Below are 20,000 nucleotides of genomic sequence, written 5' to 3'. Positions count from 1 at the left end.
TTCAATCTTGCGGCATGAGCTCCTGATCAATCCAGGCTCTCACACCTATCGGTTGTTCGTGCTGTTAAAGAGCGGTTGTTGCTGACGGCGTCGCTTCGCGGCGTTGCTGGGTCAGCAGCAGAGGAGGCGAACTATACGCCCCGACCCCGGCGGCGTCAACACTTTTTGCAGCGAAAAACCGGCAAGTCCGCTAAGCCGTTGATTTACCATAACACTAACTACACCCAACCAGCAGGCAGCAACGTTTCCTGCGGTTTCGGCCAAGCGGCGCTTGCCCGAAAACAGACGCAGACACCGAAACACAAAAAAGGTTGGCCGAAGCCAACCTTCATCACAACGCCGCTGCCTTAACGCTTCAGCAGCTTGGCAAACGCATCTGCCATCGCAGAGTTGCCTGCCGGTGCTTCCTGGCGACCGCGTCCGCCGCCTTGCGGCTTGCCGCCACCGTTACCTGCGGGAGCGCGCTTGCTGGTGGCCGCCCCCACTTCGTCGCTCAAACGCATCGTCAGCGCGATACGCTTACGCGGGATGTCGACCTCGAGCACCTTGACCTTGACCACCTGGCCGGCCTTCACCACCTTGCGCGGATCGTCCACATAGCTGGTGGACAGCGCCGAGATGTGCACCAGACCATCCTGATGCACGCCAATATCGACGAAGGCCCCGAAGTTAGCCACGTTGGTGACCACGCCTTCGAGCACCATCCCGGGCAGCAGGTCCTTCAGGTCTTCCACGCCGTCCTGGAAGGTGGCGGTGGTGAACTCCGGACGCGGATCACGCCCCGGCTTGTCGAGTTCCTTGAGGATGTCCATCACCGTCGGCAGGCCGAAGCGCTCGTCGGTGTAGTCGGTCGGCTTGATCGTTTTGAGGAAGGCCGAATCGCCGATCAGCGATTTCATTTCGCGACCACAACGCGCCACGATGCTCTCAACCACCGGGTAAGCTTCCGGGTGCACCGAGGAGGCATCGAGCGGGTTGTCGCCGTTCATGATGCGCAGGAAGCCGGCGGCCTGTTCGAAGGTTTTGTCGCCGAGGCGGCTGACCTTGAGCAGATCGCGACGGGTGCGGAACGCGCCATGCTGATCGCGATGGGCGACGATATTGGCGGCGAGCGTGCTGTTGAGACCGGAGATGCGGGTCAAGAGCGGCGCCGAGGCGGTGTTGACATCGACGCCCACCGCGTTCACGCAATCCTCGACCACCGCGTCGAGCGCACGGGCCAGCGAACTCTGGTTGACGTCGTGTTGGTACTGACCGACACCGATCGATTTCGGATCGATCTTGACCAGCTCGGCCAACGGGTCCTGCAGGCGACGGGCGATCGACACCGCGCCGCGCAGGCTGACGTCTAGCTCCGGGAATTCCTTGGCAGCCAGTTCGGACGCCGAGTACACCGAGGCGCCGGCTTCGGACACGACGATCTTGGTCAGCTTCAGCTCCGGATACTTCTTGATTAGCTCCTGGGCGAGCTTGTCGGTCTCCCGGCTGGCAGTACCGTTGCCGATGGCGATTAGCTCGACCTTGTACTTGGCGCACAGCGCCGCTAGGATCGCGATCGAGCGATCCCAGTCGTTGCGCGGGGCGTGCGGATAGATGGTGGCGGTGTCGAGCAGCTTGCCGGTGTTATCGACGACGGCCAGCTTGGTGCCGGTGCGCAGCCCCGGATCGAGCCCCAGCGTGGCGCGCGGGCCGGCCGGTGCGGCCAGCAGCAGGTCGTGCAGGTTGGCCGAAAACACCTTGATCGCGTCGAGATCGGCAGCGTCCTTCAGGCGCGACACCAGTTCCAGTTCGAGCGACAGGAATATCTTGGCACGCCAGCACAGCCGCACCGAGTCGAGCAGCCACTTGTCGGCCGGGCGGCCAGCGTCGCGGATGGCGAAGCGCTCGGCAATCATCAGCTCGTAGGCGGAGCGCTCGGTGATCGGCGTCTCGTCCGGCTGGTATTTGAGACTGAGAGTCAGCACGCCTTCGTTGCGGCCGCGCAGCAGTGCCAGCGCGCGGTGCGAGGGAGTGGACTTGATTGCTTCGCGGTGTTCGAAGTAGTCGGAGAACTTGGCGCCCTCGGTCTGCTTGCCGTCGATCACCGCACCGGCCAGCTCGCCCTCGTTCCACAGTTTCTCGCGCAGGCTGCCGAGCAGCTCGGCATCCTCAGCGAAGCGCTCGATCAGAATGGCGCGCGCGCCGTCGAGGGCGACCTTGACATCGGCAATGCCCGCCTCGGCGTTCAGATACTGTTCGGCCAACGTTTCCGGCACCTGGCTCGGGTCAGCCAGCAGGCTGTCGGCCAGCGGCTCCAGCCCGGCTTCGCGGGCGATCTGGGCACGGGTGCGGCGCTTGGGCTTGTAGGGCAGGTAGAGGTCTTCGAGCGTGGTCTTGTTGTCGGCGCCGTAAAGGGACGCCTCCAGCTCGGGGCTGAGCTTACCCTGTTCGGCGATGCTCTTGAGGATGGCGTCGCGACGATCGTCGAGCTCGCGCAGATAGCGTAGGCGTTCGTCCAGGGTACGCAACTGGGTGTCGTCCAGTCCGCCGGTGACTTCCTTGCGGTAGCGCGCGATAAACGGGACGGTAGCGCCTTCGTCAATCAGACCGACCGCGGCGGCGACTTGCGCCTCGCGGACTTGGAGTTCCGCCGCGAGGCGGCTGGCAATGCTTGGCAACATCGGCTCTTTACACTTCTTTTGCAAAAGAGCCGTTACTGTAACTGGCTGACGCCGAAAATCAAGCGACCTCGGGTTTGGCAAGCCAGGCCTGTGCTTCTTCAACGGTGTCGAAATGAGCCTGCGTGGTGTGCGTCATCATGTCCGAAATGCGGGTCGCAAGACGGATCCACATGTCGCTGACGACAATGGCGACCCGCCCAAAGTTGTCCTCGTGAGCGCGTACGAATTTCAGCTCCTCCATCGCCATGTCGAGGGTGAAGTCCTTCAGCTCGGACAGATCGAGCAGGACGTCGGGCTTGCCGATCTCGGCGACCCGCTTGATCAACGCCTCCTCGAACAGCTTGAAGTCCGCCAAGGTGAACTCGTTGAACAGCGCAACATCAAGGCCGTAGTCCTGTTCGCGAATGGAAATCATGGCAATGCTCCCCTGTTGTATTGGCAATTCATGCAATCGTACTCCCATTCTAGCGTCGACTGGTGACGATACGGCTAACTCCGATCAAACCGGGGCTTAGCGCTGCGCAGCGAGCAGGCCACTGAAGATAATCAGCACGATCGCCAGCACACCGCCAAAGCTCAACACATCGCCCCACAGCAGCACGCCGAACAACGTGGTCAGCGCAACAGTGAGGTAGGCAAAGCTCGCCACCAGGTACTTACGCCCCTCTTTGAACGCACGCGTCATCGCTAGCTGACCGAGCATGCCGGCAAGACCGACACCGAGCAGCGGCCAGACATTGACAGGCGTCACCGGGCTGAAGCCCTGGCCAGCCTCAATCAGAACAAAACCGATCAGTGACGAGATGGCGAAGAACCAGAACACCACCCGCGACGGCGCTTCGCCCATCTGGCCAAGCTCGCGCACCTGGAACAAGGCCATGCCGGCACAAGCCCCGGAACCGAGCCCCATCCCCGCAGCGAACCAGGCATCGGCGCTGATGGTGGGGCGAAGCAAGAGCACGATACCGGCGAAGCCGAGCACCAGTGCGGCCACGGTCGAGCGGGTCAGCGGCTCTCGCAACCGCACCAGACACACCAGCGCGAAGAACAGCGAGGAGGTGTAGTTAAGCGTCACCGCCGTGGCAAGCGGTAGATGGGTGATCGCGTAGAACAACAGATACATCGAGCCATAGCCGATGACACTGCGCTTCAAATGGCCGCGCCACAGCGGAGTGACAATGGCGTCGCCGCGCCAGCGCATCATGGCGCCCAGACACAGCGCACCAAACAGGGTGCGGTAGAACAGCAGCTCCACCGAGCCGAAGCTGGCTGCGCCAAATTTGACGCATACGCTCATCAGCGCAAAGAACAGCGATGCCACCACCATCCAGCCGGCGCCGAGGCGTCCGCTACACAATCGTTGCCAATAGCCTTGCACCCTTGGCCATGCCGACGAGTTCGAAACACTACTCATCGCTTCACCACCATCAGCGATTGACAGATCGTTTCCAGCGCATGGCGGTACGTCTTGTATTCGGATGCATTGGCAGCGCAACGCGCCTCGATCAGTTGCCGCTTGTCGATACGCTGCTGCACCAACCTCACCCGCTGCAGTATCCACAAGTCTGAAGTAACGAAACGGCCGACCCGGTAATCGGCGTCGAGCCGGCCAGCTTTGCTGTTGAGCTTGATCATGGAGGCCGCCTCGCGGTCGTCGTCGGGACGGCGTAGATGACGTGCGGTGCGCTCCAGCGACTCGCCTGGCGCAAAGCGACGCTGGCTGATCAGCACCTCGATTGCGGCTCGCTCGCGCTCGTCGGCCTTGGGTGGCACCACCTTGATGCGGCGCTCGCCTTCGACCAGCACCGGGCGAACTTTCCAGCCGGATGGCACATTGATGCGAATGGGCAGGCGCGGATCACTATAGCTCGCGGCCCAAACCGGGCTCGCCGTCAGCAACGACAGCAGGACGAGACGACGAAGGATCGACATGAGCGGAAAAACTAGAGAAAAGAAAAAGGCGCGGACCTTCTGGCCGCGCCTTTTTATTGTGCCCTGCCGATGGCGAATTAGCCAGCTAGCGCAGCGCCGAGCTTCTTGCGGTAGAACTCATGGAAGTGCTGCATGCCGTCTTCCATCGGCGACTGGTAGGGGCCAACCTCGGACTGTCCGGCCAGCCACAGCGCCTTGCGGCCTTCGTTCATGCGCAGGCAGATCTCGTCGTCTTCCTTGGCGGTCTCGAAGTAGGCGGCCTGCTCCGCGGCGATGAAGTCCGGCTCGAACCAGACAATTTCTTCCGGATAGTAGAACTCGGTGATCACCGTGCACTTCTCCGGGCCGCGCGGGATCGCCACACTCACTACCAGCACGTGCGGATACCACTCGATCATGATGTTCGGGTAGTACACCAGCCAGACCGCACCGAATTCCGGCTGGCGGTCGCGGTACTGGTCGAGCACCTGCTCGTGCCACTGGCCATAGATCTTGGAGCCACTGCGCACCAGGCGGTTCTTCACCCCGACGGTCTGCACGTGGTACTGCTCTCCCCATTCCCACTTGAGGTCGCCGCAGTCGACGAAGTTGCCCAGGCCCGGGTGGAACGGATCGACGTGGTAGTCCTCCGAGTACACCTCGATGAAGGTCTTCCAGTTGAAGTCGTAGTCGGTGGCGTGCGCGCTGTGGAAGGCGAAGCCCTCGAACGTCATGTGCTTGGCCACGCCCAGGCGCGCCAGGTCGGCGGCGACGTCGCGCTCGGCATCGAACAAGAGGCCATTCCAGTTGGTCAGGCGGGTCTGATTCAGGTTCAGGCACGGCGTTTCGGGGAAATGCGGTGCACCGATCAACTGGCCCTGGTTGTCGTAGGTCCAGCCGTGCAGATTGCAGACGATGTGATTGCCGTTGCCGCGCCCCTGGTAGATCAGCGCCTGACGATGGCGGCAGACGTTGGACAGCAGCTTCACCTCGCCGCCGACATGCTTGAGCATCTTGCCGTGGCCGAGCCAGGCAAGTGTCTGGTAGTCGCCCTCGTTCGGCACCATCAGGGTGTGACCGTAATAGCGCGGGGCATCGCCGAACAGCAGTTGCTGTTCGAGTTGGTAGAAATCGGGATCGAAATAGGTATGAACCGGCAACTGGGCGGTCGAGACCGCGAGACGTTGCGCGGAAGCCAGATCAGACATTATTCCCACACCTCCATGGCACGAAGGGATAAGACCAGCCGAATCTCGCTCTTAACGAGTTACGGAAACCAAACAAACCCGGAACGGCAAGCACCTGTCATTGCAGGCGAATCAAGACGTTGCCGCACCGGCACAGGGGGGAGGATTCTACCCGAATCCCCCGGGGGGGCAAGCGATTTTTACCCCCATGGCAACTGGCGTGGCCAAAAGCGGACAAATTCCACCCCGCAATGGCAAAACGGCCGGCCATTTCCATTACAAAACAGACCATTGCAGCGCCCCCTCTGACAAGTTTTCCCTACCCCAACGGCCCGGCGCCGAGCAGGCCGAAACGGGACCCTGCGTCGCGTCCGCCACAACCGCCCGTCCCAGTTCGGCATCGGGTAAATCCGAGCAATTGCCTTAATCAAACACTTGTTTTACATTCCCATTGCTTCGGCATAAATCCTAATAAAACCAAAGACTCATCTCACACTACAAAGGAAGCCCGCCATGTCCCTCGCTAAACTGGCAGAGTGGTTCATTCCCGAACAGGTCAGGCAGGACAACGATGCGCTGATCCGCGCACGCACCGTGGTCAGCATGGCGCTGATCGCCGGCATCATCGCACCGCTGTTTGCCCTGGAATACTTCAAGCTCAACCACCCGGCGATGGGCTACGGCATCACGTCGGGTGGGGCCGGGCTGCTGACGGGGGCACTGCTGATGCGCCTGACCGGCTCGGTGCGCTTCACCGGCGAGTTCGTCACCGCCTGCATGTATGCGATGGTCTGCTGGATGGTGTACGTGAACGGCGGCATCCTTTCCACCAGTGCCTGTTGGTTCGCCTCGATCCCGTTCGCGGCGATCTTCATCGGTGGACGTACCTCGGGACTGGTCTGGACCGCGTTGACCTTCCTCGCCATCGGCGCAATCCTCACCCTGTCCGGAGACGCCGGCTGGCTGCCACCGACACCGATTCCGCACAGCGAGCTGCCGGTGCTACAGGCCAAGTCGCTGATCGGCCTGTCGCTGGTGGTGATGACGCTGGCGCTGGCCTTCGACCGTGCCAAGAATCGGGGCTTTGCCAAGCTTGACGCCGCGCGTAGCGAAGCCGAACAGGCCTCCCAAGCAATGCAGCAAATGATGGAACAGGTCACCCACTCGCTACGCAAAGCCTCCAGCGCCAGCCGTGAGATCGCGGGCAGCACCACGCAGATGGCCGACACGATGAGCGGCCAGCACCGCCGGGCCGAGGCAATGGTGGCCGCCACTCAGCAGATGGCGGTGCGCACCCATCAGAACGCCGAGCAGTCTCACGCGGCCACCGACATGGCCCGCCAGGCCGGCGAAGCGGCCAGCGCCGGCGGAGAGGCGATGGACGCGGCGGTCGCCCAATTGAGCCAAGCGCGTAACGTGATCGGTGACGCCGCGGAGCGATTGGAAGAACTCGGGGAACGCAGCACCGAGGTCAACAACATCGTGCAGCTGATCCGCGATATTGCCGATCAGACCAATCTGTTGGCGCTGAACGCGGCGATCGAGGCGGCGCGCGCCGGTGAGCAGGGCCGCGGCTTCGCCGTGGTGGCCGACGAGGTACGCAAATTGGCCGAACGCACCCAGAGCGCCACGCTCGATATCGAGAGCAAGATCCAGCTGATCGTCGACGGCACCAATCAGGCGCTGTTGGCGATGCGCGACGGCAACGCGCAGATGCGCGCCGGTCGCGAACACACCGTTGCAGCACAAGAGCACCTGACCGGCATCATCGCTGGCACACACGAACTGGCAAAGCTGCTGAACGAAGTGTCCCAGGCCGAGGCCACACAGAATCAGGGCTTCGCCCGCTTTGCCAACGACATCAACTTGGTTGGCGAGGCGACCCGTGCGCTGTCCGGCGAGACCGACACCATTGCCGATGCCACCCGTCGTCTCGACGCCCTGATGGCCGGGCTGGGCGAGTCGGCGCATCGACTCCGCCAGCAGCAATATGAAGCTCAACCGGCCTGAGCCGCAAACACGATCATGCAAGGCGCCGTCATGGCGCCTTTTTCGTTTGCCACAGCGCGGCTGTTATGATGGAACGAAACGCCGGGCCGCCGGGTCCGAACCGGTTATCAACACAAGCAAACACACCAACCCCATGTCCATTCCCCCCCTCGCCTCCCGTCGCGACTTTCTGCGCCTCGGCTCCGCGCTGGCGGGTCTGGGGATTCTGCAAGGATGCAGCACCGCCGTGACGCCGACTACCCCACCTAGCCCCACTCTGCCTCCCCTGCGCGCCACCACACTGCGCCTGATCGCCCCGTCGGGCCCGTCAGCCGACCCGGTACAATGTGCCCGCGCGCTCGACCGGCTCAGCCGCGCCGGCTTTGCCTTATTGAATGGGGAATGCCTGTCGCGACGCTACCAGCGCTTTGCTGGCACCGACGCCGAACGCCTTGCCGACGTCAACGGTCTGGTCAACAGTCGGCCTGCGCCGAAACTGATCCTCGCCACACGGGGTGGCTTCGGCGTGATGCGCCTCTTGCCCAAGATCGACTATGCACGACTGTGTCCTCTATTGAAGGAGTCGGGCAGCCTGTTGATCGGCTACAGCGACATCACCGCGCTGCAGCTGGCGCTGCTCGCCCAGGGCGGAGTGCCAAGCTTCGCCGGGCCGATGGCATACAGCGATTTCGGATCGGCCAACCCGAGCAGCTACACGCTGGAGCAGTTCCGCAGCGTCACCACAGTCCCCGGCTGGCAGTTGCAGGTCAACCGGCCGTTCTCGCCGACACTGAAGACAGAGGGACTGTTCTGGGGTGGCAATCTGTCGGTGGTGGCCGCACTGGCCGGCACTCCCTACCTGCCCGATGTGAAGGGCGGCATCCTGTTCCTCGAGGACACCGGCGAACAGCCGTACCGGATCGAACGGATGCTGCAGCAGCTGTTTCTCGCCGGTGTCCTGCAACAGCAGAAAGCCATCGTGTTCGGCGACTTCAAAACCGACAAACTGGTCGATTACTACGACCCGAATTACACGCTCGGCACCGTGGCGGCGCAGATCGAACAGGAAACCGGCGTGCCGGTGCTGCAAGGCGTGCCGTTCGGCCACATCCACGACAAGACCACGCTGCCGCTTGGCGTGATGGCACAGCTCGACAGCGACATACAAGGCTATACGATCCGCTTCGGCGACTACCCGACGCTGCCGGCCGATGGGCTGCAGTTCGAACAGCTGCAGATGAACGGCACCCCGCAGTAAGGCGACGCCTTTCCTGGCCCGGGCGCTACTGCAACTGGGACAGGGCCTGGCCGGCTACAACGCCAGGATCGACCAGTTAGCTAGAAACTCCTCTCCAAAAAAACAGCCGTCAATGGCGTAATGCCGTTCACTTAAGCCGTTCAGTCCGGATTTTAGCTTCGAAGAACGCTTGGAAGTAACAAAAAAGCACCGTTTTTCCACCTTGGTGGGCGGTGCTTTTTCCTTAAGTGAACGGCATTACCGTCAATGGCGGCTGTTTTTTCTAGGGCTCTTTCGCCCCGCCCTGCTTTTCCTGCAGCAGGCTGACGAACCGGCCCAGATCAGTGCCGTTCAGGTCCGACACCGCCCAGAAATTCATCCCTTCCTGATTCCACGCTACCAGCTGGTAACCCTGCCGGCTCAGCCGCGTCTGTCGCTGCACTGCCGTTGGGTCGACAGGCCAGACGTAGACGTTGATCACGTGCAATTTATAGCGATACACCAGCGCGGCCACGCGACGGTGCTGCAGGTAGTCGAGCCGACCGCCAACCAACGGGAATCCCGCCGACGCCAGATCGTAGACCGGCGGAGAGAAGTCGAGCCGGCCGGCGAACCACGGTTTGACAGTGTGCTGATCGGTGCTGGCGACATCGGCCAGGTGCCCCGGCAGCAGCGCGCGCACATGAGCGGTAAGCACCTCATCCGGCAACAGGTTGACTACAGGCCGCAGCGGCAGGATCGTCAGTGTCAGCGCGGCACCGACCAGCGCGCCGGACAGCGACGCGGCGGACAGGCCCAGCCATGGACGGCGCCACCAGACAGGGGCACTAGGCGCGGCAACGGGCTCTTTCGGCAGGCTGGCGCGTATCTTGGCGGCCAAGCCTGGTGGCATCGGGTATTGTGCCGCCTGCTCGCGCATCAGTTGCCGGGCTAAACGCTGCTGTTCCAACGCTGCCTGGCAAGCGGGACAACCTGACAGGTGCTGTTCGATCGCCATCTCTTCGGCCGGGGCCAGCTGCCGGTCGAGGTGGCCTGACAAGCGCTCGCGAACGTATTGGCAATCCATGGGTTATTTCTCCTCGCGCTGGGCCAGATAGTGCACCAGCAAAGCGCGGGCACGGGACAGACGCGACATGACGGTTCCCTCGGGCAGACCGGTGATGTCGGCGATGTCGCGGTACGAGCAGTCGGCGATTTCGCGCAATATCAGCACCTCGCGGTAGGCGGCGGGCAAGCGGCGCAGCGCGGTGTTCACCTGCAAGCAGTCGTCTTTGCGCTCGGCCAACTGTTCTGGATTGGTCGACCAGTCAGCCGGGCCGAGCTCCTCGTCCAGCGGCTCAGGCGGCAGCCCGGTGGGCAGGCTGTCGTAATAAGCATTGCGCACGATGGTGAGCAGCCAGGCACGCGCATTGCCACCGTGAAAGCCGTCGAAGTAGCGAAATGCCCGCAGGAAGGCTTCCTGCACCACATCCTCGGCGTCGCTGTCGTTGCGCGCGAGCCAGCGCGCCAGATGCCAGGCTACCTTGAGGTGCGGCATCACCAGCTGCTCGAAGCGGCTCATCCGATTTTGAAGCAAAGCCCTCTCCTTGCTGTAAAGACCGAGACAGCCCGCCATTTATTCCCGCCGATAGGGAAATTTCACCGGCGCGGAATAAATCGGCCCAGTCAGGGGTTACCACAGATATACCCCTTTGAGCTTGTTCATGATCTTGCTGCGCGGCCCTGACTGGGGCTCATGCGCCGCCCGCGACAGATTCTGGACAGGCTCACTAAACAGCAAAGGAGATGGCGATGGGAAACGCAATCGACCGGCGGGAGTTTTTCAAGCTGGCCGGACTGGGCTCGGTGGTACTGGTGAGCGGCTGCAGCAACCTCATGCGCGGCACGAACCAGGCACAACAGGACTTCCACTTCGTGCAGCTCTCCGACACACACTGGGGTTTCCACGACCCGGCGGTGAATCCGGACTTCGGCGGCACGCTGCCCAAGGCAGTCGCGGCGGTGAACTCGCTGTCACAGCAGCCCGACTTTGTGATGTTCACCGGCGACCTGACGCACACCACCGATGACCCGGCAGAGCGACGGCGCCGCCTCGACGAGTTTCGACGCATCGCGTCCGGCCTGACCGTTCCAGTCGTGCACTACATGCCGGGTGAGCACGATGCGGCGCTCGACAACGGCAAAGCGTACAGCGAGTTTTTCGGTGCGACCCATTACAGCTTCGATCACAAGGGCGTGCACTTCATCGTGCTCGACAACGTCAGCGACCCGACCGCCGCGGTCGGCGACCCACAGCTGCAGTGGCTGAAGGACGACCTGGCCACCCAGCGACCCGACAGCCGCATCGTGGTGTTTACCCACCGCCCGCTGTTCGACCTGTACCCGCGCTGGGACTGGGCGACCCGCGACGGAGACCGGGCGATCGCGCTGTTGATGCCGTACAACAATGTCACGGTGTTCTATGGCCATATCCACCAGGAAAACCACCACATGACCGGCCACATCGCCCACCACTCCGCACACTCGCTGATGTTCGCGCTGCCCGCCCCGGGGTCTCAGCCCAAGCGCACGCCTGTTGCGTGGGACGCCAGCGCACCTTACCGCGGCCTAGGCTACCGCCGGGTTCGTACCGAACAGGCTCGCGCCGGTTATACCTTGGCCGAACTACCCGTCGTGAAAGGATGAGCGATGATCAGTCGACGTCAGTTTCTCATCGGTCTGGGCGGTGGCATGGCCATTGCCGCAACCACTCCGCTGCTGATGGCTGCTGGCAGCGAACGGGTAATCCATATCACGGCTCGGCGCTTCGAATACACCCCGTCCACCGTCACGATCGCCGCCGGCGAGGCAGTGATACTGGAAATCCTGGTCAGCGACGTGGTGATGGGCTTTAACCTGCCCGATCTAAAACTGCGAGCCGACTTGGTGCCGGGCCAGCCGGCACGGTTACGCCTGCCGCCGCAGCCGGCGGGCGAGCTGCCGTTCTTCTGCGACGTGTTTTGTGGCAGCGGCCACGAGAACATGAACGGGGTGATCAAGGTGGTCGCCTAGCCGGAATGAAACCACTTCAGCCCGGGAGCGAAGCGATACCGACGCTTTTCGGACTCATGGAGGGGCACCGACGGGTGCCCTTTTTTTGCCGATACGTCACAGCAATGACGTGTAAACACTTTAAAATACAACCCGATTTGCATTGAAGACATGACTGCAAAATAATAGGCCTCATCTGGTATGACCAGTATGAAAAGCTACCACATCCAATTACGCAGGAGCCTATCGCAAACATCACCACTGCGGGCAATGCAAGCCCGTCATCCAACGACCGATCAGACAGAACCCGTCGACACTACAAGACGGGACGCACAACAGAACTCGCTCAAGGAACCAGCATGTCGTCGTTACGAATGCGCTTCATCTTGTTCATCGTCGCTGTGGTCGCACTATGCGCCACCACCATCAGCGCGATCTCCTACTACCGCATGAGCAGCGTGGTGCACAACGCGCTCAACCGCGAGCTAGACATGACATTGGGCGGCTACGCCAAGGCGATCAGCGACTGGAGCGACTCGCACAAGCAGCTCGTCACCTCCGTTACGCCATACGTCAATCAGCCGTCTTTGAAGGAGCACCTGGCGCAGGCCGCCACCGCCGGCGGCTTCGACCTGTTCTACACCGGCTATGCCGACAAGCGCATCGTCTACTCGACCGACCGCACCGCCCCGCCCGGCTTCGACCCGACCGGCCGCCCCTGGTACATCAAAGCCGACGCGGCCGGCCAGGCCATCGTGTCCGAGCCGTACCTGGGCAAGAGCACCAAGACGCTGGTGGTGACCTTTGCCGCCCCGGTCAAGGATGGCGGCCAGACCCGCGCGGTGATCGGCGGCGACGTCGGCCTCGCCAATATCGTGAAGTCGGTGCTGTCGCTGAAACTGCCGGTCAGCGGCATCAGCTTCCTGGTGCAGCGCGACGGCAGCCTGATCGGCTATCCGAAGCCAGAGGCGCTATTCAAACCGATCAAGGACTACATCCCGGCGATCACCGATGTGGCGGCGATGACCGAGCAGAGCAGCCGGGCGCTGGTCGACATCGATCTGGACGGTAGCGACCAGTTTCTGAAATTGACGCCGGTGGCGGGCACCGACTGGTATCTGGGCGTGGTGATCGATCGCAGCGAAGCACTGGCACCGCTATCGACGCTGCTGTGGTCGCTGATCGTATCGGGTGTTGTGCTACTGGCGGCGCTGCTGGCTCTGGCGTGGATCGGCGTCGGCCGCCTGTTGTCCGGGCTGCAACAGGTCGCGGGGGCAATGCATGCAATCTCCAGCGGCGATGCCGACCTGACCCAGCGGCTGCCGGTGCACAGTGATGACGAGGTGGGACACATCGCTGCGGCGTTTAACCAGTTCGTCGACCGGCTGCGCGAGATGTTCATCACTGTGCGTGAACAGGCCGACAACCTGGCAAACGGTTCGACCACTCTGGTCAACACTACCCGGCGCATCTCCGACGATTCGAAAACCCAGTCGGCAGAACTGGGCAATACTGCCGCCACGATCGAAGAGATCACCGTCAGCATCGCGCACATCGCCGACCACGTCCGTGACACCGGCGAGCTGGTCGGCCGCATCGACACCCGCTCGAAGGAGTCGGCCGAAGCCGTCGAGCGCGTCGCTCGTGAGATTGGCGCGATTGCCGGCGAATGCCACGAGTTGTCGGCGGTGATGAGCGGCCTCGGCGAGCGTACCGACCGGATCGGCAGCATCGTCAACGTGATCAAGGACATTGCCGACCAAACCAATCTATTGGCGCTGAACGCGGCCATCGAGGCGGCGCGGGCTGGTGAGCAAGGCCGCGGTTTCGCGGTGGTGGCCGACGAGGTGCGCAAGTTGGCCGAACGGACCACTCAGGCTACCGTCGAGATCGGCGAGATGATCGGCTCTATCCACCAGGATACGCAGAGCGCGCTGACCCGGATGGACACCACGTTCAAGGCGGTGGACGCTGGTGTGAACCTGGCACAAGACGCGTCCGGCCAGATCGACACCATTCGTACGCTGACCGACGACATGGTGTCGCGGATGAGCGATATCGCCACTTCGACCACCGAACAGAAAACGGCCACCGCCGCGATGGCGCAAAGCGCCGAACGCATCAATGCGATGGCGCAGCAAACCAACAACGCAATCCAGAACGCGAGCCGGACCGTCCAAGGACAGGGCGAACTGGCCGCCGGCCTGCAGGGGCTGGTTGGGCGCTTCAAGCTGTAACCCCCTTCTGTCCCCCGTTAGAGCCCTCCGCGTGGAGGGCTTTTTCTTTAGGGAGTTCAACACTCACCAAGCATTCAAGAAATCACATCAAAACAGGGCATTGCTCCAAGCCACCAGCTGATGAATTGCTATCTTGAGTGGGAAGGTAAGCGGCTGGCGACACCGCAGCAGTGATGCAGGAGGGTTATGCCATGGCTAAATACAATGTTGGCCAAACGGTGGGCATACTCGCGGAAGAGGCTCTCCGCAACCGGCAACCTGGAGAGACGGCTATCGCCATCCTGGACCGGATTTGCATGCCATACAGCAATAGCGACGCAGACTGGAAGGCCGAGGACCCGGCCTGCCCGGGGCGAGTGCACCCCGACTACGGCAGCTATACCGACCCGCACCCCAAGGCGGCGCTCGGCATGTTGATGGTGGAGGCCTTCGCACCCAAGGGGGTGGCCGACCTCCCCCGCTACCAACCGATGTTCGACGCCAAGCACCCCGACGAGGACGCCTACGATGCATGGTGGGCCGAGGTCTATGAACCGTTCCAGGATAGATACAACTTCGGCTGAGATAACGCGGACATGCAACAGCGGAGGGCCATGAAGCATGATGAGCGCCCTGATCGGAGCGGGCCGGGCCGCGATTTTGATCTCGATGCTTGCGCTGCTCGGACACGCATCAGCCGCAGCCACCATCGCATCATCGATAGGCGAGGATCCCGTGGTACTGGCCGCCGGCGACATAGCCCAGTGCCCGGGCCCCGGCGCCGCCCTGACGGCGCACCTGCTCGCTGGGCTGACCGGTATCGTGCTGGCGGTGGGTGATCTGGCCTACGAAAGGGGCTCCCTTGATGAATTCGACCATTGCTACGAACCGACCTGGGGGGCGTACAAGGCGCGCACCTTCCCGGTACCTGGCAACCATGAATACGAGACCCCCAATGCTGCGGGCTATTTCGCCTACTGGGGGGATCGCGCCGGCCCCGTTGGAAAAGGCTATTACAGCGTCGACCTCGGCACTTGGCACCTGATCGCACTCAATAGCAACCTCGAGTCCACGGCGGCTTTGGAGCAGGAAAACTGGCTACGCAACGACCTAGCGGCATCGCCCGCCCGTTGCGTGCTGGCGTTCTGGCATCACACAGTTTTCAGCTCTGGCTACAACGGTCAGATACCGGCAACCCTCCCGCTCTATCGCGTGCTGTACGAGGGAGGCGCCAGCGTACTCATCACGGGGCACGACCATCATTACGAGCGCTTCCAGCCCTTGGCCCCGAACGGCATCGTCGACGAGACACACGGCATCCGTATTTTCGTCGTGGGAACAGGAGGAGCGAAACGGTACCCCGCCCTGTTTTCGCAACCTGCGAGCGAGGTACGGTCTTGGGGGACATGGGGCATTCTGAAAATCGTCCTGCACCCCGCAAGCTATCATTGGGAATTCATCCCGGCCGAGCGCAGCCACTTCAGCGATGCCGGCGACGGCCGCTGTGTGGAACGCGAGACGGGAGCCTCCAGCAAGACCCCGCGCAGCGGCGAGGCATTCGAGCGCCCCTGACATGGTTGCACGAGCATCGTCCCTGTAGGGCACCCCCTGCCCCTTGCCAGCGTGATGCCAGACTTGGCGCGCCTCGAGAAGGATCCGAACGTGAAAAACCGACCGTTCCTCGAACGCCTCGAATTTGCGTTGAGCGGCATCAGCGCTGCGTGGCGCAGCGAGGCAAGCTTCCGTACCCAGATTATCGTCATGATCGGGGTGCTGTTGGCACTGCTGTGGCTACGTCCCGCCGCTATCTGGTGGGCGATGACGGTGCTGGCCATAGGCGCAGTGCTGGCCGCCGAGCTGTTCAACACGGCACTTGAACACGTGATCGATCATCTTCACCCTGAACACGCCGCAAAAATAAAGATCGCCAAGGATTGCGCCGCCGGTGCGGTACTCGTGCTGTGCGTCGCTGCGATCGCGCTGTTTCTCATATTACTGATGCAAACATGAGCAGCGAAAAACGCCATGAGGCTGACTCGTGGCGTTTGTTCTTTCTGATGCGGCAGCCGATCAGGGCAGCGCCGTCCTGGCCTGGCTCAAGTCGGTAGCACCGCCAGCGCCTCCACCTCGAACAGCATGCCGTCCAGCGCCAGGCGTGGCACCGGAATCAGCGTGCAGGTTGGCTTCATCGCCGTGCCCCACACCCGGTCGAGTTCGGCACCGAGTACCTGCAGGCGCGACTCATCGTGGTCGACGATCAGCACGGTCAGCTTGGCGACATCGCGCGGCTCGGCACCGGCGGCGGCCAGTGCGGTGCACAGGTTGGCGAGCGCCTGGTGCACCTGTTCGGCAAAGTCGTTCGACAACCGGCCGTCCTCGGTTTCACCGCCCTGCCCGGCCACGAACACCAGCCTCACGCCCGGCGCGACCACACCCAGGTGGGAATAGCCGTTCGGCGCTGGATCGTACAGCCCGGCTGGGTTATGCAGCGTCAGCGGCGCCTGCGTGGCGGCAACAGCAACATTCTTCATGGGATCCCTTGCTCCAATGGTTGACCGATCGGACGGTGCGACGCGTTGCCCCGTGCCTGTAGCTCGGGGTGATGCTGCTTGGAATGGCGCCTAGACCGCTTCGTCGTCGAACACCAGCAGCTCCACCCCACCTGTGGCGAAATTGGCCAGGTCGGCCGCAGCGGCCTGGCCCGTCGGCGACGCTAGCGCTGTTTGCAGCACGTCCATCGACGCGAAGCTCAACGTCGCTACCATGTGGTACGGCGACGCACCCAAGGGCGACGCAACCGGGCCGCGGCTGACCTCGTAGCCGGTCAGTCCGGCTATGCCACGTGCCAACGGCAGGTGGCGATTGAAGTAGTAGTCGTCGAAGGCGGCTGGGTCGGTCGGGGTCTTGTAGAGGGCGATCAGTTTGGCCATAACGGCTCCTTAAGCGAAGAGGAATTGGCACCGCACCCCGCCCGACCCGGCGGACAGCATCAGCGGTCGTACTGGCCCGGCTGATAGCTGCCCGCCGGCGTGTTGCAGCCGATCGAGATGCGGTTCCAGCCGTTGATCGCGACGATGCACCAGGTCAGATCGACGATTTCCTTCTCGTCGAAGTGCTGCGCCAATTCAGACTGTAGCGCTTCGGTCGGGTGTTGATGGGCAACCAGCGTCAGCACCTCGGCCCAGGCCAGCGCAGCGCGCTCGCGCGGGGTATAGCACGGCGCCTCGCGCCAGGCCGACAGCAGGTACAGGCGCTGCTCGGTTTCGCCTTCGGCGCGCGCGTCCTTTGTATGCATGTCAATGCAGAAGGCGCAGCCGTTCAGCTGCGACACGCGGGTCTTCACCAGCTCGCGCAGGCTGAGTTCCAGACCGCTGTTGCGGACGTACTGCTCAAGGCCGGCCTGCGCCTGAAAGCCTTTCGGGGCGACGTTCGGGTAATCGATGAAACGGGACATGGCAGTGCTCCTGGTGGTGAGAGGTGTTTCGGAAATCAGCGCGGCGCGAACAGCGACTGCGCCTCGGGATAACCCAGGCTGGTTTTCAGCACCGACAGGTCACCGGCGTCGTGCAGGATGCGAGCGGCCTGCTGCAGCGCCTGCATCGTTACCAGCACTGGGCCGATGGCGGTGCTGACGCGCGCCACGCCGAGCGGGCCCAGTTCGGCCAAGCTTGGCAGGCCCGGCAGCGGGGCGACGTTGACCGGCGCTGGCACCGCCGCGCAGAGCCGCGCCAGCAGCACCGGGTCGGTCAGGCCGATCGGGAAGACGCCGTCGGCACCGCTGTCGAGATACAGCCGAGCACGCGCCAGCGTCTCGTCGAAGCGCGCCTCGATCGGGCCCTCGCCGTGCAGGAACAGGTCGGTGCGGGCATTGATGAACACCGGCACGCCGGCCGCGTCGGCTGCAGCCCGGGCGGCCTGCAGCCGTTCGCGCATCTCGGCGGCATCGCGCAGGGCGAATCGGCCGTCGGCATCGTAGCGGCCGTCCTCCAGATTGATGCCGACCGCGCCGGCGCGGATCACCGCGGCGACGGTGTCGGCCACCTCGGCCGGTGTCGTACCGAAGCCATCCTCGATGTCGGCAGTCAGCGGCACCTTTACCACCCGCGTGATGCGGGCGATGGCGGCCAGCAACTCCTCGCGCGGTAGCTCGCCGCCGTCGCGGTAGCCGAGCGACCAGGCCACGGCGGCGCTGCTGGTAGCCAGTGCGGCGAAGCCGGCCTGTTCGAAAACGCGGGCGCTCAACGCGTCCCAGACATTCGGCAGCAGCAAGGGCTGCTCGGACTGGTGCAGGCGGCGGAACGCCTGGGCGCGGGAAACGGCATCGGGGTAGCTCATCATGGCTTATATGGACGCCTCCCGGCTTGGCAAGCGATGTTCGATGCGGGCTTCGAGATCTGGCTGCAGACTTATATCCGGCCTTTATTGCAGACTCGGAGTCTGCTGGCCCTGATGGAATTCGCAGGGGAAGGCCTCATCTCCTTGGAGTCCTCGAAGGACTGGCCATCATTCAGGCTTACTTCCCCACGGTCCGACCTGTTCTGCCATCAAGCGCACATCAACCTGCGCAACCTTTCAGCGATCCACCTCCTAAAGGGTTCGTTAATCTTTTACGCGGCCTTGGCCACGTAGTCCGTTTGATACGTCCGGCCATGGGCCAACAGCGCCCAGATCGTTCGTGCCATCTTGTTGGCCAGCGCTACCACCGCCGCATTGAACGGTCGTCGCGCCAGCAACTGGTCCAGCCAGGGATCGCGCACCTTCTGATGCGTCGCCACTGCCCTGGCGCCATGAATCAGCAGCGTGCGCAGATACACATCACCGCGCTTGCTGATCCCCAGCAACTTCACTCGCCCGCCGGTGCCGCTCTGGCGTGGCACCAGGCCGAGGAAGGCGGCAAACTCGCGCCCAGACTTGAATGTCTTGGCATCCCCAATCATTGCTACCGCCGCTGTTGCGGTGAGCAAGCCGACACCCGGAATGGCCATCAGTCGTTTGGCTGCTTCATCTTCCTTCTTCCACACCGCCAGCTTGTGCTCAAGCTCGGCGATGTCTTGGCCCAATGTCTCAATTCGCTGTAGTTGGCTACGGATCGCTTCGATCACCATCACTGGCAACGTGTCTTCCAGCCGCGCAAGCTCATCAGGAATCCGCTCCAGCGCCTTGTGTCGCCCCTTTGGCAGCTCGGCTCCGAACTCGTACAACAGCCCGTGTAGCTGGTTAGTCTGCATCGTCCGCATCTTCACCAACTGCTCGCGCATCCGGTGCAACATCAGCACGCTTTGCTGGCCTTCGCTCTTGAGCGCGACGAACTTCATCCCTGGCCGCTGCGCCGCTTCCCAGATCGCCTGCGCATCGGCTGCGTCGGTCTTGTTGCTCTTCACGAACGGACGGACGAACTGCCCGGGAATCAGCCTGACCTCATGCCCAAGCTCCTGGAACAGCCGGCCCCAGTAGTGCGCACTGCCGCAGGCCTCCATCGCGATCACCGACGTTTCCCGGTTGGCGAAGAACTCGTTCAGTTGCGCCCGTTTCACTTGCCGGCGGCAGATTTCACCGGTAGCGGTATCCACCCAATGCAGTTGGAAAACCCGCTTTGCCAGGTCCAGACCGAATGTCGTAATCTTCATATCGAGCCCTCCTTACCGTTTGTGGTTGTTGCTACACCACCACTTTGGCACTTTAGATGCCGTCAGGTATTGCGAGGGCTCCTGTCGTTCTGCAGACCGCCGTCGTCACCTTCGGGCAGGAGGGAGGCGTCCATTACATCTCC

The 20,000-nt window shown here is 62.8% G+C and carries 20 protein-coding genes; 8 read left to right on the top strand and 12 right to left on the bottom strand.

Features of this window, described 5'->3' with window-relative positions; translation table 11 throughout:
- Positions 1-347 precede the first annotated feature (347 nt).
- The 5 genes from QU481_RS21735 to QU481_RS21715 all read right to left on the bottom strand — a co-directional run bounded on the left by QU481_RS21735 (position 348) and on the right by QU481_RS21715 (position 5,779).
- Positions 348-2,660, bottom strand: coding sequence for a Tex family protein (locus QU481_RS21735; RefSeq protein WP_289832090.1), 2,313 nt, complete (start codon positions 2,658-2,660; stop codon positions 348-350).
- Between the two features lie 58 nt (positions 2,661-2,718).
- The gene (locus QU481_RS21730; protein ID WP_289832089.1) at positions 2,719-3,075 is read right to left on the bottom strand and encodes a SpoIIAA family protein; all 357 of its coding nucleotides are present in this window, start codon (positions 3,073-3,075) and stop codon (positions 2,719-2,721) included.
- A 96-nt stretch (positions 3,076-3,171) separates the two neighbouring features.
- Positions 3,172-4,074 (bottom strand): DMT family transporter, encoded by a 903-nt coding sequence (locus tag QU481_RS21725; protein WP_289832088.1) that lies wholly within the window; start codon positions 4,072-4,074, stop codon positions 3,172-3,174.
- Positions 4,071-4,592, bottom strand: coding sequence for a hypothetical protein (locus QU481_RS21720; RefSeq protein WP_289832087.1), 522 nt, complete (start codon positions 4,590-4,592; stop codon positions 4,071-4,073). Before QU481_RS21720 ends, QU481_RS21725 begins: the two co-directional genes overlap by 4 nt.
- Positions 4,593-4,669: 77 nt before the next feature.
- A complete protein-coding gene (locus QU481_RS21715; RefSeq protein WP_289832086.1) occupies positions 4,670-5,779 on the bottom strand; it encodes an aromatic ring-hydroxylating oxygenase subunit alpha in 1,110 nt (369 codons plus the stop codon).
- A 492-nt stretch (positions 5,780-6,271) separates the two neighbouring features.
- Here QU481_RS21715 and QU481_RS21710 point away from each other — a divergent pair, with 492 nt between their 5' ends.
- Together QU481_RS21710 and QU481_RS21705 are read left to right on the top strand one after the other, a co-directional pair.
- Positions 6,272-7,768 carry a methyl-accepting chemotaxis protein gene (locus tag QU481_RS21710; protein WP_289832085.1) on the top strand — a complete coding sequence of 499 codons (1,497 nt, stop codon included), beginning with the start codon at positions 6,272-6,274 and terminating at the stop codon, positions 7,766-7,768.
- 133 nt (positions 7,769-7,901) lie between these two features.
- Positions 7,902-9,005: an LD-carboxypeptidase gene (locus QU481_RS21705; RefSeq protein ID WP_289832084.1), complete on the top strand. Its 1,104-nt coding sequence runs from the start codon at positions 7,902-7,904 to the stop codon at positions 9,003-9,005.
- A gap of 262 nt (positions 9,006-9,267) precedes the next feature.
- Here QU481_RS21705 and QU481_RS21700 read toward each other — a convergent pair whose 3' ends face one another.
- Together QU481_RS21700 and QU481_RS21695 are read right to left on the bottom strand one after the other, a co-directional pair.
- Positions 9,268-10,050, bottom strand: a complete 783-nt coding sequence (locus QU481_RS21700; RefSeq protein ID WP_289832083.1) for an anti-sigma factor family protein — start codon at positions 10,048-10,050, stop codon at positions 9,268-9,270.
- A gap of 3 nt (positions 10,051-10,053) precedes the next feature.
- Complete coding sequence (locus QU481_RS21695) at positions 10,054-10,560, bottom strand: sigma-70 family RNA polymerase sigma factor (RefSeq protein ID WP_289832082.1); 507 nt, start codon at positions 10,558-10,560, stop codon at positions 10,054-10,056.
- A gap of 215 nt (positions 10,561-10,775) precedes the next feature.
- On the opposite strand from QU481_RS21695, the gene QU481_RS21690 reads away from it, so the two are divergent.
- From QU481_RS21690 to QU481_RS21665, 6 genes are all read left to right on the top strand, one after another.
- Positions 10,776-11,669, top strand: a complete 894-nt coding sequence (locus tag QU481_RS21690; protein ID WP_289832081.1) for a metallophosphoesterase family protein — start codon at positions 10,776-10,778, stop codon at positions 11,667-11,669.
- A 3-nt stretch (positions 11,670-11,672) separates the two neighbouring features.
- Complete coding sequence (locus QU481_RS21685) at positions 11,673-12,035, top strand: cupredoxin domain-containing protein (protein WP_289832080.1); 363 nt, start codon at positions 11,673-11,675, stop codon at positions 12,033-12,035.
- Positions 12,036-12,373: 338 nt separating this feature from the next.
- On the top strand, positions 12,374-14,251 hold the full coding sequence (locus QU481_RS21680) for a methyl-accepting chemotaxis protein (protein ID WP_289832079.1): 1,878 nt from the start codon (positions 12,374-12,376) through the stop codon (positions 14,249-14,251).
- Between the two features lie 296 nt (positions 14,252-14,547).
- Positions 14,548-14,814: a hypothetical protein gene (locus tag QU481_RS21675; protein WP_289832078.1), complete on the top strand. Its 267-nt coding sequence runs from the start codon at positions 14,548-14,550 to the stop codon at positions 14,812-14,814.
- Between the two features lie 37 nt (positions 14,815-14,851).
- Positions 14,852-15,802: a metallophosphoesterase family protein gene (locus tag QU481_RS21670; protein WP_289832077.1), complete on the top strand. Its 951-nt coding sequence runs from the start codon at positions 14,852-14,854 to the stop codon at positions 15,800-15,802.
- A gap of 63 nt (positions 15,803-15,865) precedes the next feature.
- Positions 15,866-16,240: a diacylglycerol kinase gene (locus tag QU481_RS21665; protein ID WP_289832076.1), complete on the top strand. Its 375-nt coding sequence runs from the start codon at positions 15,866-15,868 to the stop codon at positions 16,238-16,240.
- Between the two features lie 86 nt (positions 16,241-16,326).
- Here the strand turns inward: QU481_RS21665 and QU481_RS21660 are convergent, their stop codons facing one another.
- From QU481_RS21660 to QU481_RS21640, 5 genes are all read right to left on the bottom strand, one after another.
- Positions 16,327-16,761, bottom strand: a complete 435-nt coding sequence (locus QU481_RS21660) for a RidA family protein (RefSeq protein WP_289832075.1) — start codon at positions 16,759-16,761, stop codon at positions 16,327-16,329.
- A gap of 90 nt (positions 16,762-16,851) precedes the next feature.
- The gene (locus tag QU481_RS21655) at positions 16,852-17,160 is read right to left on the bottom strand and encodes an EthD family reductase (RefSeq protein ID WP_289832074.1); all 309 of its coding nucleotides are present in this window, start codon (positions 17,158-17,160) and stop codon (positions 16,852-16,854) included.
- A gap of 59 nt (positions 17,161-17,219) precedes the next feature.
- Positions 17,220-17,684 carry a carboxymuconolactone decarboxylase family protein gene (locus QU481_RS21650; protein ID WP_289832073.1) on the bottom strand — a complete coding sequence of 155 codons (465 nt, stop codon included), beginning with the start codon at positions 17,682-17,684 and terminating at the stop codon, positions 17,220-17,222.
- A gap of 35 nt (positions 17,685-17,719) precedes the next feature.
- Entirely contained in the window at positions 17,720-18,568 is an 849-nt protein-coding gene (locus tag QU481_RS21645; protein WP_289832072.1) for an isocitrate lyase/PEP mutase family protein, read from the bottom strand.
- Between the two features lie 269 nt (positions 18,569-18,837).
- Positions 18,838-19,857, bottom strand: a complete 1,020-nt coding sequence (locus QU481_RS21640) for an IS110 family RNA-guided transposase (RefSeq protein WP_289828201.1) — start codon at positions 19,855-19,857, stop codon at positions 18,838-18,840.
- Between the last annotated feature and the right edge of the window lie 143 nt (positions 19,858-20,000).

This window comes from Crenobacter oryzisoli (assembly GCF_030385785.1).
Classification (GTDB): domain Bacteria; phylum Pseudomonadota; class Gammaproteobacteria; order Burkholderiales; family Chromobacteriaceae; genus Crenobacter_A; species Crenobacter_A oryzisoli.
This window is presented reverse-complemented; position numbering and strand designations above follow the sequence as displayed.

Excerpts from the sequence above, each read along its gene's own strand:
- QU481_RS21735 (WP_289832090.1), bottom strand. The coding sequence starts at position 2,660 with ATGTTGCCAAGCATTGCCAGCCGCCTCGCGGCGGAACTCCAAGTCCGC.
- QU481_RS21730 (WP_289832089.1), bottom strand. The coding sequence starts at position 3,075 with ATGATTTCCATTCGCGAACAGGACTACGGCCTTGATGTTGCGCTGTTC.
- QU481_RS21725 (WP_289832088.1), bottom strand. The coding sequence starts at position 4,074 with ATGAGTAGTGTTTCGAACTCGTCGGCATGGCCAAGGGTGCAAGGCTAT.
- QU481_RS21720 (WP_289832087.1), bottom strand. The coding sequence starts at position 4,592 with ATGTCGATCCTTCGTCGTCTCGTCCTGCTGTCGTTGCTGACGGCGAGC.
- QU481_RS21715 (WP_289832086.1), bottom strand. The coding sequence starts at position 5,779 with ATGTCTGATCTGGCTTCCGCGCAACGTCTCGCGGTCTCGACCGCCCAG.
- QU481_RS21710 (WP_289832085.1), top strand. The coding sequence starts at position 6,272 with ATGTCCCTCGCTAAACTGGCAGAGTGGTTCATTCCCGAACAGGTCAGG.
- QU481_RS21705 (WP_289832084.1), top strand. The coding sequence starts at position 7,902 with ATGTCCATTCCCCCCCTCGCCTCCCGTCGCGACTTTCTGCGCCTCGGC.
- QU481_RS21700 (WP_289832083.1), bottom strand. The coding sequence starts at position 10,050 with ATGGATTGCCAATACGTTCGCGAGCGCTTGTCAGGCCACCTCGACCGG.
- QU481_RS21690 (WP_289832081.1), top strand. The coding sequence starts at position 10,776 with ATGGGAAACGCAATCGACCGGCGGGAGTTTTTCAAGCTGGCCGGACTG.
- QU481_RS21685 (WP_289832080.1), top strand. The coding sequence starts at position 11,673 with ATGATCAGTCGACGTCAGTTTCTCATCGGTCTGGGCGGTGGCATGGCC.
- QU481_RS21680 (WP_289832079.1), top strand. The coding sequence starts at position 12,374 with ATGTCGTCGTTACGAATGCGCTTCATCTTGTTCATCGTCGCTGTGGTC.
- QU481_RS21675 (WP_289832078.1), top strand. The coding sequence starts at position 14,548 with ATGCCATACAGCAATAGCGACGCAGACTGGAAGGCCGAGGACCCGGCC.
- QU481_RS21670 (WP_289832077.1), top strand. The coding sequence starts at position 14,852 with ATGATGAGCGCCCTGATCGGAGCGGGCCGGGCCGCGATTTTGATCTCG.
- QU481_RS21660 (WP_289832075.1), bottom strand. The coding sequence starts at position 16,761 with ATGAAGAATGTTGCTGTTGCCGCCACGCAGGCGCCGCTGACGCTGCAT.
- QU481_RS21655 (WP_289832074.1), bottom strand. The coding sequence starts at position 17,160 with ATGGCCAAACTGATCGCCCTCTACAAGACCCCGACCGACCCAGCCGCC.
- QU481_RS21650 (WP_289832073.1), bottom strand. The coding sequence starts at position 17,684 with ATGTCCCGTTTCATCGATTACCCGAACGTCGCCCCGAAAGGCTTTCAG.
- QU481_RS21645 (WP_289832072.1), bottom strand. The coding sequence starts at position 18,568 with ATGATGAGCTACCCCGATGCCGTTTCCCGCGCCCAGGCGTTCCGCCGC.
- QU481_RS21640 (WP_289828201.1), bottom strand. The coding sequence starts at position 19,857 with ATGAAGATTACGACATTCGGTCTGGACCTGGCAAAGCGGGTTTTCCAA.